This window comes from Pseudomonas sp. B21-010 (assembly GCF_024749325.1).
Classification (GTDB): Bacteria; Pseudomonadota; Gammaproteobacteria; order Pseudomonadales; family Pseudomonadaceae; genus Aquipseudomonas; species Aquipseudomonas kilonensis.
The window spans coordinates 3,580,544-3,600,238 of record NZ_CP087198.1 but is presented as its reverse complement, the minus strand read 5'-3'; the positions used below and the strand labels follow the sequence as shown (position 1 = coordinate 3,600,238).

Annotated in this window: 22 protein-coding genes; 8 read left to right on the top strand and 14 right to left on the bottom strand. The window is 63.3% G+C overall.

The genetic code is table 11. From position 1 onward, the window contains the following. Positions 1–316 precede the first annotated feature (316 nt). The 11 genes from LOY50_RS15725 to LOY50_RS15675 all read right to left on the bottom strand — a co-directional run bounded on the left by LOY50_RS15725 (position 317) and on the right by LOY50_RS15675 (position 9,607). Positions 317–1,813: a nitrite reductase gene (locus LOY50_RS15725; protein WP_258688269.1), complete on the bottom strand. Its 1,497-nt coding sequence runs from the start codon at positions 1,811–1,813 to the stop codon at positions 317–319. Continuing rightward, positions 1,810–2,652, bottom strand: coding sequence for a uroporphyrinogen-III C-methyltransferase (cobA, locus tag LOY50_RS15720; protein ID WP_253475422.1), 843 nt, complete (start codon positions 2,650–2,652; stop codon positions 1,810–1,812). Before cobA ends, LOY50_RS15725 begins: the two co-directional genes overlap by 4 nt. 40 nt (positions 2,653–2,692) lie before the next feature. Then, the gene (nirJ, locus tag LOY50_RS15715) at positions 2,693–3,871 is read right to left on the bottom strand and encodes a heme d1 biosynthesis radical SAM protein NirJ (protein ID WP_258688267.1); all 1,179 of its coding nucleotides are present in this window, start codon (positions 3,869–3,871) and stop codon (positions 2,693–2,695) included. Between the two features lie 73 nt (positions 3,872–3,944). Beyond that, on the bottom strand, positions 3,945–4,514 hold the full coding sequence (locus tag LOY50_RS15710) for an Lrp/AsnC family transcriptional regulator (protein WP_258688265.1): 570 nt from the start codon (positions 4,512–4,514) through the stop codon (positions 3,945–3,947). Beyond that, positions 4,489–4,932, bottom strand: a complete 444-nt coding sequence (locus LOY50_RS15705; protein ID WP_214510184.1) for an Lrp/AsnC family transcriptional regulator — start codon at positions 4,930–4,932, stop codon at positions 4,489–4,491. Before LOY50_RS15705 ends, LOY50_RS15710 begins: the two co-directional genes overlap by 26 nt. Further along, positions 4,925–5,437, bottom strand: coding sequence for an Lrp/AsnC family transcriptional regulator (locus LOY50_RS15700; RefSeq protein WP_003202513.1), 513 nt, complete (start codon positions 5,435–5,437; stop codon positions 4,925–4,927). Before LOY50_RS15700 ends, LOY50_RS15705 begins: the two co-directional genes overlap by 8 nt. Further along, the gene (locus tag LOY50_RS15695) at positions 5,434–5,892 is read right to left on the bottom strand and encodes an Lrp/AsnC family transcriptional regulator (RefSeq protein ID WP_258688264.1); all 459 of its coding nucleotides are present in this window, start codon (positions 5,890–5,892) and stop codon (positions 5,434–5,436) included. The genes LOY50_RS15700 and LOY50_RS15695 overlap by 4 nt, the downstream gene beginning before the upstream one ends. Before the next feature lie 2 nt (positions 5,893–5,894). Then, the gene (locus LOY50_RS15690) at positions 5,895–7,073 is read right to left on the bottom strand and encodes a cytochrome D1 domain-containing protein (protein WP_258688263.1); all 1,179 of its coding nucleotides are present in this window, start codon (positions 7,071–7,073) and stop codon (positions 5,895–5,897) included. Then, positions 7,070–7,399, bottom strand: coding sequence for a cytochrome c (locus LOY50_RS15685; RefSeq protein WP_024616180.1), 330 nt, complete (start codon positions 7,397–7,399; stop codon positions 7,070–7,072). The genes LOY50_RS15690 and LOY50_RS15685 overlap by 4 nt, the downstream gene beginning before the upstream one ends. 195 nt (positions 7,400–7,594) lie before the next feature. Continuing rightward, positions 7,595–7,903 (bottom strand): c-type cytochrome, encoded by a 309-nt coding sequence (locus LOY50_RS15680; protein ID WP_063320835.1) that lies wholly within the window; start codon positions 7,901–7,903, stop codon positions 7,595–7,597. Positions 7,904–7,927: 24 nt separating this feature from the next. Continuing rightward, on the bottom strand, positions 7,928–9,607 hold the full coding sequence (locus tag LOY50_RS15675) for a cytochrome D1 domain-containing protein (protein ID WP_253475406.1): 1,680 nt from the start codon (positions 9,605–9,607) through the stop codon (positions 7,928–7,930). A 267-nt stretch (positions 9,608–9,874) separates the two neighbouring features. Between LOY50_RS15675 and LOY50_RS15670 the strand changes: the two genes are divergently transcribed. The 6 genes from LOY50_RS15670 (at position 9,875) to LOY50_RS15645 (ending at position 15,643) form a co-directional block, all read left to right on the top strand. Continuing rightward, positions 9,875–10,609 (top strand): CbbQ/NirQ/NorQ/GpvN family protein, encoded by a 735-nt coding sequence (locus LOY50_RS15670; RefSeq protein WP_371856181.1) that lies wholly within the window; start codon positions 9,875–9,877, stop codon positions 10,607–10,609. Next, complete coding sequence (locus tag LOY50_RS15665; protein WP_253475399.1) at positions 10,593–11,177, top strand: cytochrome c oxidase subunit 3 family protein; 585 nt, start codon at positions 10,593–10,595, stop codon at positions 11,175–11,177. The genes LOY50_RS15670 and LOY50_RS15665 overlap by 17 nt, the downstream gene beginning before the upstream one ends. A 12-nt stretch (positions 11,178–11,189) precedes the next feature. Continuing rightward, positions 11,190–11,435, top strand: a complete 246-nt coding sequence (locus tag LOY50_RS15660; RefSeq protein ID WP_258688262.1) for a cytochrome C oxidase subunit IV family protein — start codon at positions 11,190–11,192, stop codon at positions 11,433–11,435. Between the two features lie 319 nt (positions 11,436–11,754). After that, positions 11,755–12,195, top strand: coding sequence for a cytochrome c (locus tag LOY50_RS15655; protein ID WP_003202495.1), 441 nt, complete (start codon positions 11,755–11,757; stop codon positions 12,193–12,195). 3 nt (positions 12,196–12,198) lie between these two features. Continuing rightward, positions 12,199–13,626, top strand: coding sequence for a cbb3-type cytochrome c oxidase subunit I (locus LOY50_RS15650; RefSeq protein ID WP_214510190.1), 1,428 nt, complete (start codon positions 12,199–12,201; stop codon positions 13,624–13,626). A gap of 178 nt (positions 13,627–13,804) precedes the next feature. After that, positions 13,805–15,643, top strand: coding sequence for a nitric oxide reductase activation protein NorD (locus tag LOY50_RS15645; RefSeq protein WP_258688260.1), 1,839 nt, complete (start codon positions 13,805–13,807; stop codon positions 15,641–15,643). Between the two features lie 4 nt (positions 15,644–15,647). Here the strand turns inward: LOY50_RS15645 and LOY50_RS15640 are convergent, their stop codons facing one another. Both LOY50_RS15640 and LOY50_RS15635 read right to left on the bottom strand, forming a co-directional pair. Continuing rightward, positions 15,648–15,848, bottom strand: a complete 201-nt coding sequence (locus tag LOY50_RS15640; RefSeq protein WP_258688259.1) for a protein DnrP — start codon at positions 15,846–15,848, stop codon at positions 15,648–15,650. Beyond that, a complete protein-coding gene (locus tag LOY50_RS15635; protein ID WP_003202487.1) occupies positions 15,845–16,528 on the bottom strand; it encodes a Crp/Fnr family transcriptional regulator in 684 nt (227 codons plus the stop codon). Before LOY50_RS15635 ends, LOY50_RS15640 begins: the two co-directional genes overlap by 4 nt. A 565-nt stretch (positions 16,529–17,093) precedes the next feature. Between LOY50_RS15635 and LOY50_RS15630 the strand changes: the two genes are divergently transcribed. Then, entirely contained in the window at positions 17,094–18,284 is a 1,191-nt protein-coding gene (locus tag LOY50_RS15630; protein ID WP_253475390.1) for an NnrS family protein, read from the top strand. Between the two features lie 25 nt (positions 18,285–18,309). Beyond that, on the top strand, positions 18,310–18,747 hold the full coding sequence (locus LOY50_RS15625) for a hypothetical protein (protein WP_258688258.1): 438 nt from the start codon (positions 18,310–18,312) through the stop codon (positions 18,745–18,747). A gap of 165 nt (positions 18,748–18,912) precedes the next feature. Here the strand turns inward: LOY50_RS15625 and ytfE are convergent, their stop codons facing one another. Continuing rightward, the gene (gene ytfE / locus LOY50_RS15620; RefSeq protein ID WP_258688256.1) at positions 18,913–19,587 is read right to left on the bottom strand and encodes an iron-sulfur cluster repair protein YtfE; all 675 of its coding nucleotides are present in this window, start codon (positions 19,585–19,587) and stop codon (positions 18,913–18,915) included. Positions 19,588–19,695: the final 108 nt, after the last annotated feature.

Here is a 19,695-nt window from a genome sequence, read left to right as displayed (position 1 = left end):
CCCTTCAACTGAGGTGTGTCAGGTCGGCTTTTGGGGCTGCTGCGCAGCCCAGCGGGAGCAAGCTCCCTCGCCACGGATGGACAACCCCATGGCCGATGAGCTGGCTTGGCTGCGCACATACCCTGTGGGAGCGAGCTTGCTCGCGATGGGGTCAAGTCAGTCGGCATGGATGTTGACTGACTCACCGCTATCGCGAGCAAGCTCGCTCCCACAGGATGTCCGATCGCTTTTGTGGCGAGGGAGCTTGCTCCCGCTGGGGTGCGAAGCGGCCCTGAGGGCTGATTGCTATTGGGGCTGCGCATCAGCCCCCTTTTTTTCAGTGTGACGTCCCCTCGGCGAACTCGATCTTGTTGCCGACGTTGTACTTGCCCGAAGGCTTGTTCATGGGCAGGCGCTTGATTTCCTTGAGGGTGTTGCTGTCGTAGACGATCAGCGCGCCATCGGTGTCCCAGATGCTCAGCAGCAGGTAGCGGCCGTCGCGCGTGAACTCGACGTGGGCGGCGGTTTTGCCGGGCATGGGCCGCAGGGTGTGGGCGATTTCCAGCGTCTGTTTGTCGATCAGGTGGATGGCATCGTTGTCCGGGCCGAAGAACACATCGGTCCAGGCGTAGCGGGAGTTGACGTGGCTGCGCAGGAAGAAACCCGGCCCCAGGGTAGGGATCTGCTTGATGACTTTCCAGGTGTCGAAGTCGATCACCGAAATCAGCCCCTTGCTGATGTTGGGTGTGGCGAACACCCAGTGCCCATCGCGTTTCCAATAGGTCCCCGAGCCCAGGTGCGGCATGCCCGGCAGCGCGATGTCGGTGACGATCCGCCCCGTGTCGAGGTCGATCACCTGGCCGCCCTGGGCCTTGCGCGAGGTGGCGAGCAATTGCCGGTAATCAGGCGAGAAGGAAAAGTCATCGAGGTAATCCTCGGCCTCGATCCGCCGGGGCACGAAGTCCGGGTTCGGGCCGGTGGACAGTTCCCAGACCTCTTTCACATCTTTCAAGGCGACGATGAAGCTGTTGCGCGGCGGCGCGGTATAGACCGCACTGACCCGCGACGCCTGGCCGTCCAGCCCCACCGTTGCTACGGTCTTGACCAGCGACAGGTCGCGGGCATCCAGCACCACCAGGTTGCCGGGCAGGGTGTTGCCCACCAGCACCCAGCGCCCATCCTTGCTCACCGCCAGGTTGCGGGTATTGAGCCCGGCCCGCACCTCGGCGATGAGCGTGAGGTTGTGCAAGTCATACAGGCTGATCCAGCCGTCCCGGGAGGCGAAATAGACGAAGCGTCCGTCCGGCGAAAACTTCGGTCCGCCATGTACCGCGAAATGTGAGGCGAAGCGCGCCAGGACCTCGAAGCGATCGCCGTCGACGATATCGATGTGATGATCGCCAGCTTCCACCACCACGAACAGGTTCAGCGGGTCGGCGTGGTGCTGGGGTTTATCGGGCAGGCTGGCGACATCCGCCAGCAAGCGATGACTGCGGCGCGTGTCGTCCTCGCTCCAGGTCGGTTCGACCGCGGGTGGACGCTGGAGATAGTGGGTCAAGCCATCGATCTGCGCAGGCGCCAGCACCGCACCGAACGCCGCCATCTGGCTGGCCGGGCGGCCATTTTCGATCACCTGGCGGATTTCGTCGGGCTTGATCCGACTCAGGCTCTGGGGCAACAGCGCCGGCCCGGCGCCGCCGATGCGATTCACCCCGTGGCATTGCTGGCAGTGTTGCTGGTAGTTCTGTTCGGCCAACGCCAGGTCCGGTTCAGGCGCCGTGGCGCCGTGGACAGCACCGATCCACAGTAATGGGGCAAGCCAGCCGATTCTCATGAGGCGACCCTCGCGATACTTGGCTGGAGCGGTAGGGCCGGGTGCAGGCGGGCCGGATGCTCCAATACTTGATGGGCAAACAAACCGACCACTTTGCCGATCACCGTCAAGGTCGGCAGGCCTTCGGCGCAGGCCAGCGCCATCTGCGGCAATTGCTGGAGGGTGCCGCGCAGGACCTGCTGGTCGGGGCGCGTGCCGTTGCTGATCAGCGCCGCCGGCGTATCAGCCGCCAGGCCCGCCGCGATCAGTTGTGCGGCGATGGTGCCGAGGTTGGACAAGCCCATGTAGAACACCAGGGTCTGGCTGTCATCCGCCAGGCTTTGCCAGGGCAGGTTCAAGTCGCCTTCGCGTTGCAAATGACCGGTGATGAAGCGACAGGAGTTGACCAGGTCGCGATGGGTCAGGGGAATGCCGGCATAGGTGCTGCAACCGGCCGCGGCGGTGATGCCGGGCACGATTTGGCAATCGATACCGCGGGCCAGCAGATACTCCAGCTCCTCGGCGCCGCGACCGAAGATGAACGGATCGCCGCCCTTGAGTCGCACCACCCGCTGTCCCTGGTCGGCCAGTTCGGCCAGCAGTTCGTTGATCTGTGGCTGGGGCAGGCTGTGGCAACCGGCGGCCTTGCCGACGTAGTGCCGGGCGCAGGTCAGCGGGATCAGGCTGAGCAATTGCGCGCTGATCAAGCGGTCGTAGACCACCGCGTCGGCCTGCATCAACAGGCTCCAGGCGCGCAATGTCAGCAGGCCCGGGTCACCGGGGCCGGCGCCGACCAGGGCGACTTCACCCGGTCTGAAGGATGCTTGCAGGGCAGCGGGCAAAACGATGGAGGCAGGCATGGGACTTCCTTGGTTCGGTATCAGGTTCGCCGTCGGTAGATCAGGCGCAGGGCATCGCAACGCTGGGGATCGCGTGCAAGCCGATTTCTTCGTCGCTGAGATGGCAGCCGGGGTCCTGGCCCCACAGGTCGCCGTCGGCCCAGGCCCGGGTGCGGGTATTGCCGTTGCAGATCGCCAGCCAGCGGCATTGCCCGCAGCGACCGCCCACGGCCCGTGGGTGTTCGCGCAGCTTCAGCAGCAGGGCTTCGGGGCGATCGAGCCAGAGTGTCTTGAATGGCGTCTGGCGGACATTGCCCACCGAGTGCTGCCACCAGTACGTGTCGGGGTGAACCTCGCCGGTATTGTCGATGTTGGCGATACCACTACCCGAGGCGTTGCCGCCCCAGGCCCGCAGCATCTGCTCCAGTGCGACGTAGTGTTGAGGCAGGCGCCGGGATACCCATTGCAGCAACAGGATTGCGTCGGCGTCGTTGTTGCCGCTGACGAAGTCACTGTCGCGGCCTTGTACGATGTCGTGCCAGGCCCGCTCGAAGATCAGGGTCATGGCCTCGCGGCTCATCTGCTGATGGGCATCGAGCTTGCGACTGCGCTTGCCCCGGCCGCTGTAGTTGAGGTGCGACAGGTAGAATTTCTGTACGTCGTACTCATTCATCAAGTCCAGCAAGCGCGGCAACTGGGCATGGTTTTGCTGGGTGAGGGTGGTGCGCAACCCGACCCGGATGTCTTGTTCACGGCAGAGCCGGATGGCCGCCATGGAGCTGGCGAAACTGCCCTTGAGCTGACGGAATTCATCGTGGGTCGCTTCCAGGCCATCGATGCTGATGCCCACGTAATCGAAGTTGACCGCTGCAATCTGTTCGATATTGGAAGCGTCGATCAGCGTGCCGTTGGTGGACAAGGCGAGGAAAAAACCTTTATCGCGGGCATAAGTGCTGAGTTGAAACAGATCCTCGCGCAGCAGCGGTTCGCCGCCGGACAGGATCAACACGCGCACGCCGGCATCGTGCAGGTCGTCGATGACCTGGAGCGCCGCCGGGGTGTCCAGTTCATCGCGAAACACGCTGTCGGCCGACGTTGCATAGCAGTGCTTGCAGGTCAGGTTACAGCGCCTGAGCAGGTTCCAGATCACCACCGGCGGGCGGCTGCTGCCCGGTGGCGCGACACGTGGGGCGGGGCAATGCCCGGCCAGGGCTCGCAGGTAATGGCTGATCCTCAACATAAGGCGATCCTTCGTTGTGGGAGCAAGGCTTGGTGGGAGCAAGGCTTGCCCGTGATGAAGCCGGTGCGGTCCTTCATAAAACCGACGCGCCTGTTTCGCGAGCAAGCTTTGCTCCCACAGGTGTCAGGCGCAGGCCGGTTTTTTTCAGGATGCGGCTGCTCACCAGCATGTCATCGGCGGCGCAGGCGTCCCCCAGCAGGTAGCGCAGGTGTTCGCGGTAGCTGTCGATTTCTTCGCGGCTGCGGCCATGGACCATGGCGAACAGGTTGTAGCGCCAGCCGGGCCGGCGCGGGCGCCGGTAGCAGTGGCTGACGAAGGGCTGCGCTCCCAGCAGGGCGCCAAGACGCGAGATATCGGCATCGGCCACGTCCCAGACCGTCATGCCGTTGTGGCGATAGCCCAGGCGATAGTGATTGGGCACGGCGGCAATGCGGCGGATCGCACCGTCGGCCTGCAGGCGCTTGAGCAGGTCGAGGGTGGATTCCACGCTCAGTTCCAGTTGTTCGGCCAGCCAGGCCCAGGGGTCTTCGAGCAAGGGCAGGCCGGCCTGGGTCAGTTCCACCAGGCGCAGCGCCAAGGCTGTTTCATCCAGCCGTGGCGGCGCTTGCCACAAAGACTCAGACGGGGAAATACAGGCCGACATGGTAGGTCTCCTCTTTGGGCAGGTTCAGCGGCACCAGGCCGGTCAGGTGTTCGATGTGCAGCAGGGTGTCGTTGATCGCCTGTTCGCTGGGGCAGGCGAGCACGAACCACATGTTCCAGGTGTGCTCGCGGCGGTAGTTGTGGGCGACCTCGGGCATGTCCGCGAGCAGCTCGGCGATGGTCTCGAAGCGCGGCTCGGGCACTGCCAGCGCCGCCAGGGTGAACGCACCGCCCAGGCGATCGATGTCGAACATCGGGCCGAAGCGGGTGAGTACCCCGTCGTTGAGCAACTCATGCAGGCGGTCGAGCAATTCGGTGCTGCTGCTGTCCAGTTCCTGGGCCAGGGCCTGCCAAGGGTGACGCACCAGCGGCAGGCCCAGTTGCAGGCGATTGATCAGGCGGCGGTCGAGGTCATCCATCGATACGGGCTCCGGCCGGGGCGGCGAAACGTCCGCCGCATTGCTTGAACAGGTGCGTGCTGAACAGCAACTGGTGGGGCAGGTCGTCCAGCAGGTGTTCTTCCAGCAGCGCCTGGACATGGGCCTCGACACGGTCACGCTGGCGACCGTGGATCATGCAGAACAGGTTGTATTGCCACTGGGGCAGGCGCCTGGGGCGTTGGTAGCAAAGGCTGATGCCCGGGGTTTGCCCGAGGCGTCGGCCGACTTCATCAACCAAGGCGTCCGGCACGTCCAGCACCAGCATGGCGTTGGCGGCAAAGCCCAAGGCACGATGGTTGACCACCAGGCCGACACGGCGGAACAGCCCCTGTTCATGCCAATGCTGCACCTGTTCAAGTACCTGTTGCTCGCTGGCCTCGATCTGCTCGGCCAGGGCCTGGAAGGGACGCGATGTCAGGGGCAGGCCGGTTTCCAGCAAACGGCGCAGTGCCAGTGACTGTTGTTCGCTCAGGGCGTTTTTCATGGGGTGGCCTCCAGGGCAAAGCCCAGGTCGATGCGGTAGGCGGTCAGCATGGGCAGGTCCAGTGGCGTGAGACCGGTGTCGTTCTCCAGTTCCTGGAGGATGTTTTCCAGGTGGTCGCGGTTGGGGCCGGTCAGCACGAACCAGAGGTTGTAGCGATGTTCGCGGGCATAGTTGTGATTGACTTCCGGGTATTGGCTGATGCGTGCCGCCACTTGGTGCAAGCGCTCTTCGGGCACGGCCAGGGCGGCCAGGGTGCTGGCCCCGGCCCGGGTGTGTTCGAACACTGGGCCGACCCGTGACAAGGTCCCGGCCACTTGCAGGTGTTGCAGGCAGTCGATGACCTGGGCTTCGCTGCAGCCCAAGGTCTCGGCCATGGCCCGGTAGGGCTCGGCGCACAACGGCAGGCCATGCTGGAATTGATCGATCAGGCGCCGGGCCAGTGAGCTGGAAGTCATGGTCAGAACCCCGGCTTGTGCGCGCGACTGCTGAAGAAAATGCCGCTCGGGCTCAGGGCCGGCAGGCTGCCCAGGCGCTCGAGCCGATACGGGTTCCAGACCTGTACCTCGCCACCGTCCCGGGCGGACAACCACAACTGGTCACCCCGCGCGGTGAACTCCATGTGCAGCACCGCCGGGCCTGGCCGCAGGTCGGCGACGATGGCGTGGGTCTGGGTGTCGATGACCTGGACGCGGTCGTTGTCCGGGTAGGCGAAGTTGACCCACAGCTGCCGGCCGTCCGGTCGCGCCGTGACGAACACCGGTTGACCGGCCACGGCGATGGCGTCGGTCTGCTGCCAATCCTGGGCGTTCATCACCAATACCTGGTGATGCCCGACGGCAGGCACGAAGGCTTGCTGGTCGGCCAGGGCCCAGCCCTCCAGATGCGGCATCTTGTACACCGGGAGCCGCGCCTGGCCGCGCCCGTAATGGCCCAGTACCCGTTTCACCCCGCGCTCCGGGTGCCAGAGATCGAGTTGGGCCATGCCGTCTTCACCGAACAGCCCGGCCATGTAATAACGCCCGTCCGGGGTGATCAGGGCGTCGTAGGGTTGCTGGCCGATGGCGGTGAAACGCTCGATGCGCGGGCTGAGGCCGTGGCTGAAGTCGGCGGTCCAGATCTCGCCGGTGTCGAACAGGCTGAACACGAAGCGTTGCCCTGGCGCGTCCACCAAGCCGACCACCCGGGAGCGCTTTTGTCCGCCGGGCAACGACGTGGCGGGAATGTCGGCGACCTGTTCCAGGGTCTGGGCATCGAATACCTTGACGCCGCCAGGTTCGTAGTTGGAGACGGCGATCAGCTTGCCGTCCTGGCTGATTGCACCGCCGATGCTGTTGCCGCCCTGGATGATCCGGTGCTCGATGCGCGCGCGCAGCAGGTCGACTTTGCTCAGGCCACCATCGCGCCCGAACACGTAGGCGTAGCGTTGGTCGCGGGAGAACACCACCGAGGCGTGGGACAAGTCGCCCAGGCCTTCGACGCGGCCCAGGGCGGTGCGGGTGTCGCTTTCAATGATTTGCAGGCTGCCGGTGGCGCGCTCCACCACCACGCCCAAATCGCCGGTGCCGCGCAACGGTGTCTGGGCGCAACCGCAGAGCAGCAGGGCGATGGCGGTGGAGGAGAGCAATGAACGGATCATGAGGCGGGTTTTCCTTGAAGGAGCCGGTCCACCAGCCAGCGAATGTCGTCGGGCGCAAGCAACGGTGCCCAACCGGGCATGGCGCTGCCGGGCCGTCCGAGGGTGACGGTGGCGATGAGGCTGTCGCGGGATTTTCCGGCCAGGGCTTCGTGGGTCAGGGGTGGGCCGAGGCCGCCGGTCATGTACAGGCCGTGGCAGGCGCCACAATCCTGGTCCAACAGGTGTTGCAGTTGGGCCTGGCGCTGGCTGTCGGGAGCGGCCAGCACGCAGGAGGAGAAAACAAAGAGGAGGGTGGTTATCAAGGTTGCAGAGCTGTGTCGTTCCATGACGTCCTCCTGATAAGAAAATAAAGTCGCGCACAGCTTTTGTGGCGAGGGAGCTTGCTCCCGCTGGGCTGCGAAGCAGCCCCTTGGGTTTGCCTGACACACCGAGTCGTCAGGTTGCTATTGGGGCTGCTGCGCAGCCCAGCGGGAGCAAGCTCCCTCGCCACAGGTATTCTTAAAAGCCTCCCTTCTGGGTGGTTATTTAAGGGTCAAGACCCACGCAGCCAGGATCTTGGCTTCCTCTTCCGTCACGGGGTTGGCCGGCATCGGCATCGGTCCCCAGTTACCTTGCGTACCTTCCTTGATGTGCTTGGCGAGTAAATCCTGTGCTCCGGCGACGCCGGCGTTTTTCGCCGCGACGTCCTTGAGCGCCGGGCCAACCACCTTGGTGTCGATGGAGTGGCAGGCCGCGCAGGGCTTGCTCTTGAACAGCGTCGGGCCGTCTTGGGCCAACGCCGGCAGGCTGTAGGCGGCAGTCAGGGCCAGGGCAATCAGAATAGGCTTCATGGTTTTTCCTCTTATTGATGGGGCTCAATAGATGTCGTGTTGGGTGTTGTAGACGTTGAATTTCCCGGTCGGGGTGATCAGGCGTTTGTCCTTGATCACGTTCTTGACCTTGAGGGTCTTGTCGTCGATCACCACCAGCGCCGACTCGTCTTCCTGGCCACTCCAGACCGAGAACCAGACCTCGTCGCCGGCCTTGTTGTATTCCGGTTGCACCACACGCAGCGCGCCTTTCTTGATACCGGCGTACTCGGCAATCGGCAGCACGGTGTAGCCGGCGTCGAGCTTGTCGATGTTGAACACCGCTACCGACTGGCTGAGCTTGGCGTCAGGGCTGAGGGTGGTGTCGACATACAGGTGACGGGACGCGGGGTGAGTCTTGATGAACAGCGAGCCGCCACCCTGGCCCTGGAGCGAACCAACCTGTTTCCAGGCGTATTGCGGGTGATTGACCGGGTCGGTGCCGATCAGCGAAACCCCGGCATCGCCCAAGTGGCTGGTGGCCCAGACCGGTCCGTAGAGAGGGTGGTTGAAGTTGGCGCCGCGTCCCGGGTGCGGGGTCTTGCCAACGTCCACCAGGGCGGTGAGCTTGCGTTCCTTGGAGTCGATCACCGCGACCTTGTTGGAGTTGTTGGCGGCCGTCATGAAGTAGCGATGGCTGCTGTCCCAACCGCCGTCATGCAGGAACGGCGCGGCGTCGATGCTGGTGATGGTGAGGTTCTTGATGTCCTGGTAATTGACCAGCATCACCTTGCCGGTTTCCTTGACGTTGACGATGAACTCCGGCCATTCGTGGGAGGCGATGATGGCCGCGACCCGAGGCTCGGGATGGTACTGCTGGGTGTCAACGGTCATGCCGCGGGTCGAGACGATCTGCTTGGGCTCCAGGGTCTCGCCGTCCATGATGGTGAACTGCGGCGGCCAGTACGAGCCGGCAATGGTGTATTTGTCCTCGTAGCCCTTGAACTTGGAGGTTTCCACCGAGCGGGCCTCGATGCCCACCTTGATTTCCGCGACCTTGGTCGGCTCTTTCGGCCACAGGTCTATCATGTCGATCTTGGCATCCCGGCCGATCACCAGCAGGTAGCGGCCCGACGCCGAGATGCGCGAGATGTGCACCGCATAACCGGTGTCGATCAGCTTGACGATCTTCTTGCTGTCGCCGTCGATCAGGGCAATCTTGCCGTCGTCGCGCAGGGTCACCGAGAACAGGTTCTGCAGGTTGAGGCTGTTGAGTTGTTTGGTTGGCCGGTCCTCGGGCTTGACCAGGACCTTCCAGGTTTTGCGGGTTTCGGCCATGCCCCATTCCGGTGGGGTCGGTGGGGTGTGCTGGATGAACTTGGCCATCACCGTGATCTGGTCTTTGGTCAGGGCATTGGACGTGCCCCAGTTCGGCATGCCAGCGGCCGAGCCGTAGGTGATCAGCGCCTCCAGGTAGGCCTGGCCGCGCGATTGGGTGATGTCGGGTGTCAGCGGCTTGCCGGTGGCGCCTTTGCGAAGCACGCCGTGGCAACCGGCGCAGCGTTGGAAGTAGATTTCCTTGGCCGTGTCGAAGTCGGCCTGGCTCAGGTCGGGCGCGCCTTCGGTCTTGACTACGCGGGGTTGCTCCGGCGCAGCGGTTTGGTCGGCGAAGGCGTGGGGTGCGGCCAGCGCTGTACACAGCGCCGTGACCCGCAGGGCCCACGATTTTTTGTGGCTGATCAGCATTCCATTTCTCCTCAGGCGTGACCCGCGCTGCGCTGTAATTGACGTTCGGCGCGCAGGTTCTTGGTGCGGTGCAAGGCTATGCCCAGGCCGGTGGTTAGCCGCTTGACGGCGATCAAGTTTGCCGGCCGCAGCCCTTGCCAGGTTGTCGCAGGGCACCGTAGCGTTGCCTGCAATCGTGTTGTCTGATCAGGCCTTGCCATGAACGCTATCCACACTTTGCAGCACCCCGACGAACCCTTTTATCAACCCCAGGACAACGAGCAGGCGATGTTCGAACAGGCCTGGCATCACGGCATGCCGGTGCTGATCAAAGGCCCGACCGGCTGCGGCAAGACCCGCTTCGTCCAGCACATGGCCCACCGCCTGAAGCTGCCGCTGTACACCGTGGCCTGCCACGACGACTTGAGCGCGGCCGACCTGGTGGGGCGTCACCTGATCGGCGCCCAGGGCACCTGGTGGCAGGACGGGCCCTTGACCCGGGCGGTGCGCGAGGGCGGCATCTGTTATCTGGATGAGGTGGTCGAAGCGCGCCAGGACACGGCCGTGGTGTTGCACCCACTGGCCGATGATCGTCGGCAGTTGTACCTGGAACGCACCGGCGAAGTACTGCAGGCGCCGCCGTCCTTCATGCTGGTGGTGTCGTACAACCCCGGTTACCAGAACCTGCTCAAGGGCATGAAGCCCAGCACTCGCCAGCGTTTCGTGGCGATGCGTTTTGGCTATCCGGCGGTGGCCGATGAAGAGCGCATCGTCGCCCGCGAGGCCGGGGTCGATCTGGCCCTGGCGGCCCAGGTGGTGCGATTGGGGCAGGCGCTGCGCCGGCTCGATCAGCATGACCTGGAGGAAGTCGCCTCGACGCGCTTGCTGATTTTCGCCGCGCGCATGATCGGCTCCGGCATGGACCCGCGCCAAGCCTGCCTGGCGTGCCTGGCCGAGCCATTGAGTGACGACCCGCAGACCGTCGCCGCGCTGATGGATGTGGTCGATGTCCACTTTGGCTGAAACCGTTGCCGTGCCCCGACGCTTGCCCGGGGACCTGGCGATGTGGTTTTTCATCCTCGCCGAGTTGTCGGTGTTCGCGTTGTTGATCCTGACGTTCACCGTCGCCCAGGCGTTGTACCCGCAGACCTTCAGCGAAGGCCGGCAATTGCTGGACCGCTCCACGGGCCTGGCGATGACCCTCAGCCTGCTGACCGCTGGCCTGTTCGCGGCCCTGGCCCAGGAGCAAGTCAGGCAGGACCGGCCGCGTCGAGCCGCACTGTTGTTGTGTGTGGCGTTGTTGCTTGCTTGCGGCTATGTGGGGATCAAGCTCACGGAGTACGCCCATCTGTTGGCGAACGGCCTGGGGATGGAGCACAACACGTTCTTCACTTTGTACTGGATCCTCACCGCGTTTCATTTTCTCCATGTGTTGCTGGGCATGGTGATCCTCGCCTGGCTGGCCGAAGGGTGTCGGCGACGTCGCTATGGGGCGCAGCGCAACAGTGGGCTGGAATCCGGCGTGCTGTATTGGCACATGGTCGATCTGGTCTGGGTGCTGCTGTTCCCGGTTGTCTACATCCTTGATTGAGCGGAGGTGCTCATGTCGACTTCCCGTGTCTTGATTGCTTGCTGGATGACGCTGGCCGTGTTGAGCACCGGCACCGTTGCCCTGGGCCAGATCGCGGCTACCGAGCTGGTGTCCATCGCCATCCTGGTGGTCGCGGTGACCAAGGCCTGGCTGATCGCCGACGGCTTCATGGAACTGCGTCACGCGCCGCGATTGTGGCGGCGGTTGGTGTTGAGCTGGGCGGCGCTGCTGGCGATTGCGATCTCGTTCACGCTCTGACGCCCGACATTCCCCCCCCTGTGGCGAGGGAGCTTGCTCCCGCTGGGCTGCGCTGTAGGAGCTGTCGAGTGCAACGAGGCTGCGATCTTTCCCCTGCAAACGGGGTCTGGAGCGAAAGATCAAAAAATCGCAGCCTCGCTGCGCTCGACAGCTCCTACAGGCCAGCGGGAGCAAGCTCCCTCGCCACAAAAGCTGCTCTCCATCATCGCGGTGTCCTTGCAACAACCCACCAAAACCATCGGAGATTCTTGATCGCCATCAAGCGGTTTCCCGCCCCTCGCTTCCTAGAATGAACACGCCAAGCAATGAGGAAGTGACCATGTCAGATACTTTCACCAAAGGCATGGCCAGGAATATTTATTTCGGGGGAAGCATCTTCTTTTTCCTGATATTCCTGGCCCTGACCTACCACACGGAACAGACCTTTCCAGAACGCAGCAACCAGGCGCAATTGACGGAATCGGTGATACGCGGCAAGGGCGTCTGGGAGCGCAACAACTGCATCGGCTGCCATACCCTGCTGGGCGAGGGCGCGTACTTTGCGCCGGAGCTGGGCAACGTGGTCAACCGTCGCGGTGGCGATGAAGCCTTCAAGCCGTTCCTGCAGGCCTGGATGAAAATGCAGCCGCTGAACGTTCCGGGTCGTCGGGCCATGCCGCAGTTCAACCTGAGCGAGCAGGAGGTCGACGACATCGCCGAGTTCCTCAAGTGGAGCTCGAAAATCAATACCAATGGCTGGCCGCCAAACAAGGAGGGCTGAGAGATGAGCATGGCTAATCCGCATCTGAAATTCGCCTCGCAGGCCGTCGCCAAACCCTACTTCGTGTTTGCCCTGATGCTGTTCCTGGGGCAGGTGTTGTTCGGTTTGATCATGGGCCTGCAATACGTGGTCGGCGACTTCCTGTTCCCGCTGATCCCTTTCAACGTGGCCCGCATGGTCCACACCAACCTGCTGATCGTCTGGCTGCTGTTCGGCTTCATGGGCGCGGCGTATTACCTGATACCGGAGGAGGCCGACCGCGAACTGCACAGCCCGAAACTGGCGATCGTGCTGTTCTGGGTGTTCGCCGCCGCGGGTGTGGCGACGATCCTGGGCTACCTCTCGGTGCCTTATGCCACGCTGGCGAAGTTCACCGGCAACGACTTGCTGCCGACCATGGGCCGCGAGTTCCTGGAGCAGCCGACCATCACCAAGATGGGCATCGTGGTGGTGTGCCTGGGGTTCCTCTACAACATCGGCATGACCCTGCTCAAAGGTCGCAAGACCACGGTCAGCATGGTGATGATGACTGGGCTGATCGGCCTGGCGGTGTTCTTCCTGTTCTCCTTCTACAACCCCTCGAACCTCGCCCGCGACAAGTTCTACTGGTGGTGGGTGGTGCATCTTTGGGTCGAAGGCGTCTGGGAACTGATCATGGGTTCGATGCTTGCCTTCGTCCTGATCAAGATCACCGGTGTGGACCGCGAAGTGGTCGAGAAATGGCTCTACGTGATTATCGCCATGGCGTTGATCACCGGGATCATCGGCACCGGCCACCACTTCTTCTGGATCGGTGCGCCCGAGGTCTGGCTGTGGGTGGGCTCGATCTTCTCGGCGATGGAACCGCTACCGTTCCTGGCCATGGTGGTCTTCGCCTTCAGCATGGTGAAAAACCGTCGTCGGCAACACCCGAACCGCGCTGCCACGTTGTGGGCCAAGGGCACCACGGTCACCGCGTTCTTCGGTGCGGGCGTCTGGGGTTTCCTGCACACCCTGGCACCGGTCAACTACTACACCCACGGTTCGCAACTGACCGCGGCCCACGGGCACCTGGCCTTCTACGGCGCCTACGCAATGATTGTGATGACGCTGATCAGCTACGCCATGCCACGCTTGCGTGGGTTGGGTGAAGCAGCGGATGAACGCTCGCAGCGCCTGGAGATCTGGGGCTTCTGGTTGATGACCTTGTCGATGGTGATGATCACCTTGTTCCTCACCGCAGCCGGTGTGGTCCAGGTGTGGTTGCAACGCTGGATGACGGATGGCAGTGCCTTGCCATTCATGGCCACGATGGATCATTTGAAGCCGCTGTTCTGGGCGCGACTGGTCAGCGGCGTCGGGTTCCTGGCCGGGTTGCTCTGCTACCTGTTCAGCTTCCGTCAACGTGGCCGTGCGGCCCTGCGTGCACCGGCGGCGGTGGTGCCTTCGTAAATCCTCACCACTGAGACTGTGGCGAAGGAGCTTTTGTGGCGAGGGAGCTTGCTCCCGCTGGGCTGCGCAGCAGACCCTTTTTGATGGGCGCTTCGCACCCAAGTGGGAGCAAGCTCCCTCGCCACAAAAGCAGTATGAGCCAGTCTCTTCACTGCAATGGGTCGATAGGAGAACAACCATGGCATTCACCCTGGAGCTGGAAGAATGGGTCGGCAGTGTCTGGCACCGTTTCATCACCCGCCGGGCCAGTGCTGATTTTCCTGAGGCCCGGGTCGAGCTGGTCCCCCGGCAACGCGCGTTGCAGGTGCTATTTCGCGCCACCGGCGGTGCGCCTCACCTGGGGGTGGAGGCGGTCAGCGACCGTGACCTGTTGCTGCGGCGCAACCTGTTGCAGCAGATCGCCGGCACCTGCAAGCAAGTGCCCCTGGCCTGTTGCGATGGCGATAACCTGCGGCTGCCGGCGAGCCTGGCGACGTTCCCTGATGTCGGGCTCAACGAAGAGCTGTATCGCTGGCTCGCCTTGCTGGCCGCGCAGTCGGGGCCGATGAAGCACTGGGGGCGGGACAATCAGCGCTGGACCCTGGCGGTGTTGAAACGCTATCCGGCGCTGCGCCCTCGCTACCGGCGGTTGGTGGACGCGCACCTGTCCCTGCGCCCCGATCCGGCCACGCTCAACCCGGCCGAAGCCGCCCTGGAGCGGGCGTTGTGCCAAGCCTTGCGCGAACCGGGCAGTGTCGAATATTTTCCACGCAGCGAGCGGGCGGCCTGGCCGTTGCCGCTGTGGCTATACCCACCCCAACACCTGGCCAATCCCCAGGCCGCCAACCTTGAGGAGTCCGAGCAATACCTGGCGACGCCGCCCGGTGAACAGCAGGGCGGGCGCAAGCGCGCCGAGCGAATCGACGACACCACCCGTGACGGTGGGCTGCTGATCGTGCGCCTGGAAAACCTGTTCAGCTGGACCGAACACGTGGACCTGGATCGCTGGGCGGATGACAGCGAAGACCCGGACGCCGCTCGCGTCGCCGAGGACTTGGATCAGTTGACCCTGTCGCGCACCCGCTTGCGCAAGGGCGGTGGTTTGAAACTGCACCTGGACCTGCCGCCGGCCGATGTGGATGACATCCCGTTGGGCGCAGGCATCCTGTTGCCGGAATGGGATTACCGCAAACAACGCCTGCAGGACGACTTCGTCAGCCTGCAAACCTTCACCCCTCGCGATTGCCAGCCCCAGCCGTTGCCCGCACGCCTGCGAAGCTCGGCCCAGCGCTTGCGTCGCCAGTTCGAACACTTGCGCAACGATCGCCAATGGTTGCGCCAGCAAACCCAAGGCTCGGAACTGGACCTGCAAGCCTGGCTGGACTTTCATGTCGAGCGCCAGCACGGGCAGTGCAGCGAACGCGGACTGTTCATGGACCAGCGTCAGACTCGTCGGGACCTGGCCTGCCTGCTGCTGGCCGATCTGTCGATGTCCACCGATGCCCACCTCAACGACGAGCACCGGGTGATCGACGTGATCCGCGACAGCCTGTTGCTGTTCGGCGAAACCCTGTCGGTGCTGGGGGACGATTTTGCCTTGTACGGGTTCTCTTCCTTGCGCCGCCAGCAGGTGCGCATGCATGAACTCAAGGCGTTCAACCAGCGCTATGACGACCACACCCGGGGGCGGATCCAGGGGCTCAAGCCCGGTTACTACACGCGCATGGGCGCAGCGATTCGCCAGGCCACGCAACGGTTGGCGGGCTGCAAGCGGCGGCGCAAATTGTTGTTGCTGCTCAGTGACGGCAAGCCCAATGACCTGGACCTCTATGAAGGACGCTACGGTGTGGAAGACACCCGCCAGGCAGTGCTGGAAGCCCGGCGCCAAGGGCTGACGCCGTTCTGCATCACCATCGATCGCGAAGCGGGGGATTACCTGCCGTACATGTTCGGGGCCAACGGCTACACCTTGATTCGCCAGCCCGAGCAACTGCCGCTGCGTTTACCGCAGTTGTACCGGCAGTTGACTCAGGATTGAGGGCTCAGGCGATGCTGCGGGGCAGCCAGAAGAACATGACGATGCAGAAGATCGTCAAGCCGACACAGAACCAGGTGAAGCGCCGCAACCGGCGCTCGCCGGCCTTTGCCGCCTCGACTGGCAGGGGCATGCCGCACTGGCGGCATTCGGTTGCATCACCGGGTTGGGTCTGTTGGCAATACAGGCAAGTGGGCTGCGCGCTCATTCGAATTGTTCCAGACGCAGGCGATCGAGAATGGCGATCTGGCGACCGTCCTGGGTGATGATTTTTTCATCGATCAGGCGGCGGATGATCCGCGAGAAGGTTTCCGGCTGGATCGACAAGTGTCCGGCGATCAACTGCTTGGCCATCGGCAATTCGAACTGGCTGTCCACGGTTTGCAGGCGCACCAGTTGCGTCAGCAGGTAGCGTACCACGCGGTGAGTGGCGTTCTTCAGCGACAGGGTTTCAATCTCGTTGACCCGTTGGTGCAGGCGCACACAGAGCTTGCCGAGCAGGGCGAAGGTCAGCCGGCTGTTGCTTTGCAGCAGACGCATGTAGGTGGCGTTGGACAGCCGGTAGACCTGGGTCGGGCCGACGGCTTCGGCGGACGCGACGTAGTTGGGGGTGTCCATCAGCATCATGGCTTCGGCGAAGGTCTGGCGCTCGCCGATCACCTCGAAGACCTTTTCCTGGCCATCCGGGGTCAGCCGGTAGATTTTCACGGCGCCGGAAATCACGAAGTAAAACGCCTGCGCCGGTTCTCCCTGGCGGAACAGCGGATCGCCCCTGTCGATGTTCAGCAGTTGGCTGTTGCTCATCAATTCGTTGAGCTCTTCTTCGTTCAACGGCTCGAACAGGTGATGGCTGCGCAGAATCTGGTGATGGACGCGGTGGAGCACCATGGCATGGAATCCTTGTAAGGGCGAAAGAGGTGAACGGGGTCAGACCAGGCTCAGGGACAGGCCGCTGGCAAGCGCCACGACGCAGGAGAGCAAGACGAACCAGGTAAGCGGCAGGACGACGGATTTCATGGATGACCCCGACAAGAAAGGTGATGCCGTGCCTGAGCAAGAGACGGGCCATGCCTGCGGGGGTTGATTCCTGGGGTGTTGAGGTTGGGGTGGGTACAAATGACCCTGACGTTTAAGGGTAAAAATAACCATGAAAGGGTCATAAATACCCTTTGTGGCTATAGTCCTTGTGGGAGCGAGCTTGCTCGCGATGACGGTAGCACACCCAACATCAATGCCACCTGACCCACCGCCATCGCGAGCAAGCTCGCTCCCACAGGGGGCCGAGGTGTTTTAGCAGACAGTTAGACCCAGTTCGGCAAGCCCCTTGCAAGTACCTGTTCGAGGCGATGCGCTGGCTTGATCTGAGACAAGGCCGGCCGGCGTCGATAGCCGATCATTCGAACCCTGGTTTGTCGTACCTCGCTGGCGGTTCAGCGAGGCAAAGGAGTGATGTATGCAAGTGCTTGACCGTCGCAAGGCCATGGCCATTTTGCCGTTGTGGCGCCTGGCGTTCCGGCCGTTTTTTTTGGCCGGGTGTGTATTGGCGCTGTTGGTCGTTCCACTTTGGCTCGCGGCGTTCACCGGGCGCTTGTCCGCCTGGCAGCCGGCCGGCGGCTGGTTGGCCTGGCATCGGCATGAACTGTTGTTCGGTTTCGGCCTGGCGATCATTGCCGGGTTCCTGCTGACGGCGGTGCAAACCTGGACTGGAATCCCGGGCCTGAGCGGCAAGCGCCTGGCAACCCTGGCGTTGTTGTGGTTGGGCGCGCGGCTGGCCTGGTTGGTCGATGCGCCCTGGCCGTTACTGACGCTGCTGGAGCTGGGTTTTGCCCTGGCGGTCGCCGCGTTGATGGGCGTGATGTTGTGGCGTGTGCGGCAGAAGCGCAATTACCCGATTGTGCTGGTATTGCTGCTGTTGGCCGCCGCCGATGGGTTATCCGTATACGGCCTGGTGCAGCACAACGAGGGCTTGCAGCGCCAGAGCGTGCTCACCGGCCTGTGGCTGGTGGCGGCAATGATGGGGTTGATCGGCGGTCGCGTGATTCCATTCTTTACCCAGCGCGGCCTCGGACGGGTCGAGGGCGTTGCCCCGTGGCCGTGGCTTGATCGCCTGTTGCTGGCAGGGTCGGCGCTGGTGGCGTTGTTGTATGCCTTCGGTCCGGCGCTGGTGGCCAGCGTCTGGGTCGGCCTGTTGTTCGCCGCGTTGGCGGTGGGCCACGGGATTCGACTGGTGCGTTGGCATGATCGGGATTTGTGGCGGGTGCCGCTGCTGTGGTCGTTGCACCTGGCCTATGCCTGGCTGGCGGTGGCTTGCCTGGGCATGGCGCTGTGGCACTTCGGCGTGCCAGTGAACCCGAGCCTGGCGGTGCACGGCCTGACCATCGGCGCCATGGCCGGGCTGATCCTGGCGATGGTTGCCCGTGTCAGCCTGGGCCATACCGGGCGCGCCCTCGAGCCGCCGGCGGGCATGACCCTGGCGTTCATCCTGCTGAACCTGGCGTGCCTGAGCCGCGTGCTGTTGGTGCTGCTGTTGCCGTTGGCCGGGCTGTGGCTGGCGGCGCTGTGCTGGACGCTGGCGTTCGGTCTATACGCCTGGCGCTATGGGCCGATGCTGCTCAAGGCCCGGGTGGATGGGCATCCGGGATGAGCCGGTTGGGTAGAGGGGATCGATAATGTACGGGGTCTTGCTGGTTACCCACCTGTTGGCGGCCATCGCTTTCATTGGCACGCTGTTTTTCGAGGTCTTCATCTGGCATAGCGCCCGTCGGCCCTTGGCCCAAGGCGTCAAGGACGCTGCCGACCAGGCCATCGCCCAGCGCTCGCGGCACGTGCTGCACGGCGTCGTGCTGGTGCTGTACGGCGCCGGCATGGCCCTGGCCTGGCAGCATCGCGGCGCATTGAGCCAGCCGTGGAGCAACAGCTTCGGCCTGCTGCTGAGCCTGAAGATCCTGCTGGCGCTGAGCATCATCGGTCATTATTTGTGGCTGGCGTACTGGCTCAAGAACGGTCGCCTGACACCCGGCCGCGCCTGTTGGTTGCGCCGCAGTATCCTGGGGCACATGGTGCTGATCGTGGTGTTGGCGAAGGCGATGTTCTATTGGCAGTTTTGAGCTGCGGATGAGGGCGGCAAATGAGAGTTGCAAATGCCTGTGGGAGCAAAGCTTGCTCGCGACGGCGGTGAATCAGTCAACATTGATATTGACTGACACTACGCCATCGCGAGCAAGCTTTGCTCCCACAGGAGTCACACAGGAGTAATGGGCAATGTTTGAGGGTCAGCGTACTGGCTTCATCGCATTGACGAACAACACATTGTTTTCCAGGTGGATGTGCTGCATCAGGTCATCACGAAACTCCACCAGCCCGCGATACAGGGCGCGCCAGGTGTTGCAGGCGTCGGAGGGCGGGGTGATCTGGTCGGTCAGGGCGAGCATGGTTTCCAGGGCTTCACCGTGCTGGTCGTGTTCGTAGCGCAGCACCTGGATCGGCGCCGAGGCCCGTTCGCCCAAGCCTTGTTGCAGCATCGGGAACAGCACCTGTTCTTCCTTGAGCATGTGGCCTTCGAGTTCCTGGTACATGTCCTGCAGGTGATCGGCCAGGCCGTTCGGGCAACTGGGGCGCGCACCGTGGACCTGCTCGACGCGCCGGGCCAGGCGGATCAGTTCCGGCAGCTGTTCGCGATGGCGTGCGTGGTAGCGCTCCAGGATGTGGGCAATCAACGTCGCCTGGGGCTCGTCGCGCCAGTCATGGCCCAGCTCCCCGGCGGCTTGCAGGGTGCGCAGGGCGTCGGCGATCAGCAGCGGGTTCAGGCCTTTGCCCAGCGCCGCTTCACGCAAGGACTTTCGCCCGCCGCAGCAGAAGTCGAGGTTGTAATGATGGAAGGTACGGGTTGCACCGGGAATGTCGCAGGCCAGTTGGCCGAGGCTTTGTTCCAGCAAATCGAGGCTCATCATGTTTCCTTGGGTTGAATCCCGGCAGGGACGGATGAGCGAACTTTGCAGTCGACGTGCCAGTTTCAACCGATTGAAAACAAAGCATTAAATTTTTGCCAGGGTGAT

Bases quoted from the DNA above. Each gene is read 5' to 3' on its own strand.
- cobA (WP_253475422.1), bottom strand. From the start codon at position 2,652: ATGCCTGCCTCCATCGTTTTGCCCGCTGCCCTGCAAGCATCCTTCAGA.
- LOY50_RS15655 (WP_003202495.1), top strand. From the start codon at position 11,755: ATGTCAGATACTTTCACCAAAGGCATGGCCAGGAATATTTATTTCGGG.
- LOY50_RS15695 (WP_258688264.1), bottom strand. From the start codon at position 5,892: ATGACTTCCAGCTCACTGGCCCGGCGCCTGATCGATCAATTCCAGCAT.
- LOY50_RS15705 (WP_214510184.1), bottom strand. From the start codon at position 4,932: ATGGATGACCTCGACCGCCGCCTGATCAATCGCCTGCAACTGGGCCTG.
- LOY50_RS15675 (WP_253475406.1), bottom strand. From the start codon at position 9,607: ATGCTGATCAGCCACAAAAAATCGTGGGCCCTGCGGGTCACGGCGCTG.
- LOY50_RS15700 (WP_003202513.1), bottom strand. From the start codon at position 5,437: ATGAAAAACGCCCTGAGCGAACAACAGTCACTGGCACTGCGCCGTTTG.
- LOY50_RS15645 (WP_258688260.1), top strand. From the start codon at position 13,805: ATGGCATTCACCCTGGAGCTGGAAGAATGGGTCGGCAGTGTCTGGCAC.
- LOY50_RS15660 (WP_258688262.1), top strand. From the start codon at position 11,190: ATGTCGACTTCCCGTGTCTTGATTGCTTGCTGGATGACGCTGGCCGTG.
- LOY50_RS15690 (WP_258688263.1), bottom strand. From the start codon at position 7,073: ATGATCCGTTCATTGCTCTCCTCCACCGCCATCGCCCTGCTGCTCTGC.
- LOY50_RS15665 (WP_253475399.1), top strand. From the start codon at position 10,593: ATGTCCACTTTGGCTGAAACCGTTGCCGTGCCCCGACGCTTGCCCGGG.
- LOY50_RS15640 (WP_258688259.1), bottom strand. From the start codon at position 15,848: ATGAGCGCGCAGCCCACTTGCCTGTATTGCCAACAGACCCAACCCGGT.
- LOY50_RS15625 (WP_258688258.1), top strand. From the start codon at position 18,310: ATGTACGGGGTCTTGCTGGTTACCCACCTGTTGGCGGCCATCGCTTTC.
- LOY50_RS15725 (WP_258688269.1), bottom strand. From the start codon at position 1,813: ATGAGAATCGGCTGGCTTGCCCCATTACTGTGGATCGGTGCTGTCCAC.
- nirJ (WP_258688267.1), bottom strand. From the start codon at position 3,871: ATGTTGAGGATCAGCCATTACCTGCGAGCCCTGGCCGGGCATTGCCCC.
- LOY50_RS15710 (WP_258688265.1), bottom strand. From the start codon at position 4,514: ATGTCGGCCTGTATTTCCCCGTCTGAGTCTTTGTGGCAAGCGCCGCCA.
- LOY50_RS15680 (WP_063320835.1), bottom strand. From the start codon at position 7,903: ATGAAGCCTATTCTGATTGCCCTGGCCCTGACTGCCGCCTACAGCCTG.
- LOY50_RS15630 (WP_253475390.1), top strand. From the start codon at position 17,094: ATGCAAGTGCTTGACCGTCGCAAGGCCATGGCCATTTTGCCGTTGTGG.
- LOY50_RS15670 (WP_371856181.1), top strand. From the start codon at position 9,875: ATGTTCGAACAGGCCTGGCATCACGGCATGCCGGTGCTGATCAAAGGC.
- LOY50_RS15650 (WP_214510190.1), top strand. From the start codon at position 12,199: ATGAGCATGGCTAATCCGCATCTGAAATTCGCCTCGCAGGCCGTCGCC.
- LOY50_RS15635 (WP_003202487.1), bottom strand. From the start codon at position 16,528: ATGGTGCTCCACCGCGTCCATCACCAGATTCTGCGCAGCCATCACCTG.
- LOY50_RS15685 (WP_024616180.1), bottom strand. From the start codon at position 7,399: ATGGAACGACACAGCTCTGCAACCTTGATAACCACCCTCCTCTTTGTT.
- ytfE (WP_258688256.1), bottom strand. From the start codon at position 19,587: ATGAGCCTCGATTTGCTGGAACAAAGCCTCGGCCAACTGGCCTGCGAC.